The organism is Vibrio lamellibrachiae (assembly GCF_050337265.1).
Classification (GTDB): domain Bacteria; phylum Pseudomonadota; class Gammaproteobacteria; order Enterobacterales; family Vibrionaceae; genus Vibrio; species Vibrio kyushuensis.
On sequence record NZ_JAKJSU010000004.1, the window covers coordinates 1,186,746 to 1,193,564 of the forward strand.

The 6,819-nt window shown below is 41.5% G+C and carries 5 protein-coding genes, 2 tRNA genes and 2 rRNA genes; 1 reads left to right on the forward strand and 8 read right to left on the reverse strand.

Features of this window, described 5'->3' with window-relative positions:
* From L4C54_RS05570 to trmJ, 3 genes are all read right to left on the reverse strand, one after another.
* Positions 1-1,215 carry an IscS subfamily cysteine desulfurase gene (locus L4C54_RS05570; RefSeq protein WP_428807371.1) on the reverse strand — a complete coding sequence of 405 codons (1,215 nt, stop codon included), beginning with the start codon at positions 1,213-1,215 and terminating at the stop codon, positions 1-3.
* A gap of 27 nt (positions 1,216-1,242) precedes the next feature.
* Positions 1,243-1,749 carry a Fe-S cluster assembly transcriptional regulator IscR gene (gene iscR, locus L4C54_RS05575; protein WP_428807372.1) on the reverse strand — a complete coding sequence of 169 codons (507 nt, stop codon included), beginning with the start codon at positions 1,747-1,749 and terminating at the stop codon, positions 1,243-1,245.
* A 111-nt stretch (positions 1,750-1,860) separates the two neighbouring features.
* The gene (gene trmJ, locus L4C54_RS05580) at positions 1,861-2,586 is read right to left on the reverse strand and encodes a tRNA (cytosine(32)/uridine(32)-2'-O)-methyltransferase TrmJ (protein ID WP_428807373.1); all 726 of its coding nucleotides are present in this window, start codon (positions 2,584-2,586) and stop codon (positions 1,861-1,863) included.
* Between the two features lie 178 nt (positions 2,587-2,764).
* On the opposite strand from trmJ, the gene suhB reads away from it, so the two are divergent.
* Complete coding sequence (gene suhB / locus L4C54_RS05585; protein WP_428803654.1) at positions 2,765-3,568, forward strand: inositol-1-monophosphatase; 804 nt, start codon at positions 2,765-2,767, stop codon at positions 3,566-3,568.
* Positions 3,569-3,640: 72 nt separating this feature from the next.
* Here the strand turns inward: suhB and L4C54_RS05590 are convergent, their stop codons facing one another.
* The 5 genes from L4C54_RS05590 to L4C54_RS05610 form a co-directional block, all read right to left on the reverse strand.
* A complete protein-coding gene (locus tag L4C54_RS05590) occupies positions 3,641-5,806 on the reverse strand; it encodes a hypothetical protein (protein WP_428807374.1) in 2,166 nt (721 codons plus the stop codon).
* 449 nt (positions 5,807-6,255) lie between these two features.
* A tRNA-Trp gene (locus L4C54_RS05595) sits at positions 6,256-6,332 on the reverse strand.
* Between the two features lie 35 nt (positions 6,333-6,367).
* Positions 6,368-6,444 (reverse strand) — tRNA-Asp (locus tag L4C54_RS05600).
* 68 nt (positions 6,445-6,512) lie between these two features.
* Positions 6,513-6,628 (reverse strand): 5S ribosomal RNA (rrf, locus tag L4C54_RS05605).
* A 90-nt stretch (positions 6,629-6,718) separates the two neighbouring features.
* Positions 6,719-6,819 (reverse strand): 23S ribosomal RNA (locus tag L4C54_RS05610); the annotation flags it as partial.

Below are 6,819 nucleotides of genomic sequence, written 5' to 3' on the forward strand. Positions count from 1 at the left end.
TTAGTGATGTGCCCACTCAACGGTGTCCAAATCAATCCCTTCTTTATACATATCCCATAGAGGAGACATGTCGCGTAATTTATTTACGGCTACACGAATCTGTGCGATTGCGTAGTCCACTTCTTCTGCCGTTGTAAAACGACCGAATGAAAATCTTACTGAGCTATGCGCTAATTCGTCATTTAGACCAAGTGCACGTAACACGTATGATGGCTCTAAGCTCGCCGAAGTACATGCAGAACCAGAAGAAACCGCTAGGTCTTTCAGAGACATCAACAGTGACTCACCTTCAACGAAAGCGAAGCTTACGTTTAGATTGTGCGGTACACGTTGCTCTAAGTCACCGTTTACAGTTACTGCTTCAAGGTCGATAACACCATTAAGTAGCTGTTCACGAAGTGCTTTAGCGTGCTCAAAATCTTTTTGCATATCTTGCTTAGCAATGGCAAATGCTTCGCCCATACCAACAATTTGGTGCGTCGCTAATGTACCAGAACGGAAACCACGTTCATGACCACCGCCGTGCATTTGAGCTTCAAGACGAATACGAGGTTTACGGCTTACATATAGAGCACCGATACCTTTAGGCCCATATACTTTATGAGCCGAAAGTGAAATCAAATCAACCTTCATCTCTTTAACGTCTAGCGGGATTTTACCCGCTGATTGTGCTGCATCAACATGAAATACAATCTTACGAGCACGACAGAGCTCACCAATAGATGTGATGTCTTGAATTACGCCAATTTCGTTATTCACGTGCATGATAGAAACAAGCACAGTGTCATCACGCATTGCAGCTTGCAGCTTGTTCAAGTCGATAATGCCATTAGATTCAGGCTCAAGGTATGTTACCTCATAGCCTTCACGCTCTAACTGGCGACAAGGATCAAGTACCGCTTTATGCTCGGTTTTGCAGGTAATAACGTGCTTACCTTTCTTACCATAGAAGTGTGCTGCACCTTTAATGGCAAGGTTATCAGACTCAGTTGCGCCCGATGTAAATACAATTTCTCGAGGATCTGCATTTAATAAATCAGCAATTTGTTCACGTGCATTATCCACGGACTCTTCTGCCTGCCAGCCATAACGGTGTGAACGAGAGGCGGGGTTACCGAAGTTGCCATCCATCGTCATACACTGAACCATTTTTTCGGCAACTCGTGGGTCGACTGGGCATGTTGCTGAATAATCAAAATAAATAGGCAGTTTCATTTATTACTCCAATGTAAAACCATTTCGCTATGAACGAACATTCGCGCTAATAGATGTTGCGCTAGGTATTTTTTCTGATACACCTTGGTTTACGGCTAATTCAATATCTTGACGGTCAGAAATATCTAATATATCACTGTCCTTCATTAGCTCACCAAGTGTTATGTTATTTAGAAAACCACTAATCCGTGCGCTCAAGTCACGCCATAATGTATGAGTAAGACAACGAGAACCACCTTGGCAATTTCCTTTCCCACTACATTTCGTCGCATCTACTGACTCATCGACTGCAGAAATAACTGAACCAATTGCAATTTGATCTGCATCTTCACCGAGGCGGTAGCCACCGCCAGGTCCGCGAACACTCGCAACCAAACCAGCTTTTCTTAATTTAGAAAACAGTTGTTCTAAATAAGAGAGAGAGATTCCTTGTCGTTCAGAAATATCAGCGAGGGGCACTGGGTTTTCTTGAGAATGCAGCGCCACATCTAACATGGCTGTTACCGCATATCTTCCTTTAGATGTCAGTCTCATATTGCTCATATCCACATTATTTATGTGGTATGAATCTTTTCATACCTGACTAAAATGGTCAAGTATTAGTTTGACCATTTTAGTCAGGTATTTTTTATTTTTCAGATTTAATTAGTTCTTCTTCTCTATCGAAGACAAAATGCCTCGTAAGATATTAAGCTCTTGTATTTCAGGTCTTGCGCGACTGAAAAGGCGTTTGAGTTTATTCATCACCTGACCTGGTTGTTCTTTAGATATAAACTGGGTATCGGTGATCACTTTTTCAAGATGCTCATAAAACATTTCTAACTCTTTGTGACGCGGGTATTCTTCTACCGAACTATCACTTTTTTCATATTGGCTCTGCTCTTGAGACAAATGCGCTACACGTATTTCATAGCTTAATGTCTGTACCGCCATTGCTAAGTTCAGTGAACTGTATTCTGGGTTTGCTGGGATACATACGTGATAGTGGCAAGTTTGCAGTTCTTCGTTTGTTAAACCCGTTCTTTCTCGTCCAAACACTAACGCTACTGGCTGTTTCTGACCTTCACTCACGAACTTCTCACCACATTCTCTTGGCTCTAGCATTGGCCAATCAAGAGTACGAGAACGTGCACTAGAACCGACAACCAGTCGACAATCTTCAACTGCTTGAGAAAGGGTATCTACTATCGTTGCGTTCTCAACAAGGTCACTAGCACCAGCGGCCAATGCAAGCGCTTGATCATCGATTTCACACTGTGGGTCAACTAAAACAAGTTGGCTTAACCCCATCACTTTCATAGCACGAGCCGCAGAACCGATATTTCCTGAATGTGATGTACCAACAAGTACAACCTTAACGTTGTCTAACATATAGCTTCTCTACAACATGATTAAAAACGTTCAAATTCTAGCATATCTATGTTGCAAATTGTGACCGTAAAATGATACTCAATTTAACTGCACAAAAAATAACCACTTCCATTTCACTTCAGCTCTGGTATACTGCGCCAGCTTTTTTCGTTCTTTAACATCCGTTGGGAAAATTTGTATGCATCCAATGCTAAACATTGCTATTCGCGCTGCGCGAAAAGCGGGCAATCATATTGCTAAATCACTAGAAAACCCAGACAAAATCGAGACTACATTAAAAGGTACACATGACTTTGTGACCAATGTAGATCGTGAGGCTGAAGCACTAATCATTGATACTATTAAGAGTTCATACCCTGATCACTCTGTTATCGGTGAAGAAAACGGTCTTATCGAAGGTAAAGATAACGACGTGCAATGGATCATCGACCCACTGGATGGAACTACGAACTTTGTAAAAGGTATTCCTCACTTCGCTGTATCTATCGCTGTACGCATCAACGGTAAAACTGAAGTTGCTTGTGTATACGACCCAATGTTAAACGAACTGTTCACAGCTCAACGCGGTGCCGGTGCACAACTTAACAATGGTCGCCTACGTGTAAACCCATTAAAAGATCTTAATGGCGCTATTCTAGCTACAGGCTTTCCATACAAACAAAAACAGCATTCTGAATCTTACTTCAAAATCATGTCAGCGCTATTCGTAGACTGTGCTGATTTCCGTCGTACTGGCTCTGCAGCGCTTGATCTTTGTTACCTAGCTGCAGGTCGTGTAGATGGTTTCTTTGAGCTAGGTCTTAAGCCTTGGGATCTTGCTGCTGGTGAGCTTATCGCTCGTGAATCTGGTGCAATCTTAACTGATTTCTCTGGCGGTACTGACTACATGAAGTCAGGTAACACTGTTGGCTCTAGTGCTCGTGGCGTAAAAGCTATACTGAAGCACATCCGTGAGAACGCTAATGAAGCGATGCTAAAATAATCGGTTTATATAGAAATTCAAAGCCTCGCTTATAGCGAGGCTTTTTCGTTTTTGAGCATCAGAAGTAACAGTTTAACTTTCCCCCTCATCTTCACCTGCAACGTCATCATCAATAATTAATATATTTTTCTTTTTCAGTACAGGCTGACTTTTCTTTTTAGCTTCATTATTCCGAGTGATTTTCGGCTTCGGTAATGGTTCGGAAAGAGATAAAGGAGCATTTAGTGAGACAATACTTGTCTTACTTATTTTATGACGGTAAATCTCTCTTATATACTTTAGGGCTCGAATAACGCAGTCTGAGGTAAGTCGTATGTCGTTAATAGACGTGAATTTTTTCTTATCTGAAATCAACTCTCGATATTTTTTCTCATACATCGGTTTAATAGCATACCAATTTGTATCAAGTACCTTCGCCGGATTTTCGTAGTTAAGGAAATACGACTTAACTTCCTCCTCATCAAAATCATCTTCCTTAATCGCTTTTAATATTACTTTATCTATGATGTCGCTATATCTAAACTCATCTTTAGCGAAACAACGCTTCACATAAGCCACAATCAAAGTAAGAAAATCATCACTTAAACAAGGGCTCTTTGAGACCAAAGTAGTTAATGATAGATTCGGTGAGGTTCCAATGACAAGTGCATAACGCTTTAGAGTTGTATTCGGAAATAGTTTATTTATATGAGACTTAAGACGATTTAAAGCGGTGTAAGTCAGCTTAAAGTCTTTAGGTAGAGATATTATGGAGACAATCGACGAACAGTTTTTAAAGAAATGAAGATCTTTTAGTTCATCCAATTCAAAGTTTGCTTCTTTATAACGCCTTAACAGCTCTGCGTACTTCGATGACTCAACGGGTAATAGGCTTATCCCCTCTATAGCCTGTGTTTGCTGATTAAAGTGAGGTAATTCGATTGAACGATAGAACAAGTCATCGACATCAGTCGGGCCATTTCTATTTGGCCCAACTACGCTCTCTGAGTAAGCAATGGCTACCGGCCCTGCAAGGCTCATAAACAAATCGTTAGCATCGAGTCTTATCGTTTCAGCAATATCAATGCCAGCATTTCTAAAGTAGTTTTCATCGTAATCTGAAGTCACCGCTTGGGCAGTCAGAATATTAAAGATCTGCTGCGATATATACTGATTGGCATACTTCTCCATTTTATTCACATCAATTTCTTTCTTGCTCTTCTCCTCTCCATTTTCCGCATAACGCATAATGTCATTTGAGATTAACATCATCGCATTCCAAGGGCGAATCCGACTCAATACATCCGAACTCTCTTCGCCTTCTTCAACAGCATCAAGGTTATAAGAGAAGCTCCACTCTTCTGACAGGTACTTACAAAGCAAGCGACCAGAGTTGATATGTAAAGCTTCCGATGGTTCGACATTCTCACCCCAGATATTAGGCAAAATACAAATACCGGAAGTGAAGATCGGCTCAAATACAAAGCTATGTGGTTTGTTACTTGACGCACTACTTTTAGGAACAGCGAGATCAAAGGTTTTACTCATATAAGAGTATTGTTGAGCAAGACCAAATTCAGAAGCCATACCCGAACCGGTGCCGCCACCTGAGCTAAATATATAAAAGTAGAGGCGAGACTGATTGGCCTTAATTCCACAAGAGTCGACTAGATAAGAGTGAAGATACCGCCACGTTTCATTAGAGAAGTTACTCGTTTTTCTATTCAAAATTGTTTTGGCGAGATATTGCCCGAGTATAGGTGCGTTACCCGCTCCACCTGCATGAACTTCAGAGAGGTCCATTATTTTGATTTTTTTGTAGTTCTCCAAAAAATCGAGGCGACCTTTACTTGTAGAGTAACGAATACGTCCTTCAATATCCTTATCGAGATCCCCTACCATAACAACAGGCTCAATTAAGTAAACGGGGTGCCCTTTTGAATCAGAGCTACCCGATAGACGCCCTTTCAGCCAACTCACCGGCCCTCTATCTTGCTCGTAGGGTTTTATTTCTGATGCTTCATCGGATAAATAGTTTCCGCGTGCATTATAGACAAGAGTTGCAACATCAAGGGCTATGTTAGATCCACACCTACCTAGGCCGATTAAGCACACAGAAGGAAATTTTTGCTCTAACTCTCCTTCTAAAGTCTCACGTTCGAACATACTTTTACGCACAATATCTAGGTTTTCTAGAATTGTATCGATGTGCATTTCCGTAAAGTAACCGTGTTCAACTAAACCATCTTCCTGTTGCATCTTTCGTGCTCCCTGACAGTGACTTACCTGTAACAAGCGTAGTCTCAAATTTGAAACCAAAAATGGAAGATATTGAATTTCACCAGATTTTGAGGGGTAACGCACATAGAGAACAATATTGGCAGGCTAATTACAATCCGGCATTCTGTTTATAGATATCTAAAATCATATAAATGGATACATGTTAACGACGATAATGTGAGTTGCTATTAGTAGCCCGAAAACTATGGATGACAAACGTAAGGAGAGTGATAAATGTGGATATGTTAAAAAGCCAAAAAACTTCGACATTCCTGCTACTGCTTTAGATGCGGTAAGAGTGGAAAGAGTGGAAAGATCCGAAGTTGCAACATGTGCTATTTTAAATTTTTGGGAACACGCAGATCTATTCTTAGAATATACATACGGAAAGCAAAAAGGCTCCAGCATTTCTGCTAGAGCCTTAAATATGGCAGGGGTGGAGAGATTCGAACTCCCAACACGCGGATTTGGAATCCGCTGCTCTGCCAATTGGAGCTACACCCCTATCTTCAGTTTTAATGAGCTGAAACTCAGAATAAGTGGCGGAGTGGACGGGACTCGAACCCGCGACCCCCGGCGTGACAGGCCGGTATTCTAACCAACTGAACTACCACTCCGCAGTGGCATACCTGCAATAGCAAGTGTCCATCTGTTTTTAGGTCTTGACCTAAAAACGATATTTAAAGCCTGGCGATGTCCTACTCTCACATGGGGAAACCCCACACTACCATCGGCGCTACTGCGTTTCACTTCTGAGTTCGGCATGGGATCAGGTGGGTCCGCAACGCTATGGTCGCCAAGCAAATTCTAAAATTCGGAAAACTGATTATAAAAGTTCAAACACGCATTCAATGTTCTTATATTGAGTCCACAAAACCCCTTGGGTGTTGTATGGTTAAGCCTCACGGGCAATTAGTACAGGTTAGCTCAATGCCTCACAGCACTTACACACCCTGCCTATCAACGTTCTAGTCTTGAACAACCCTTAAGGG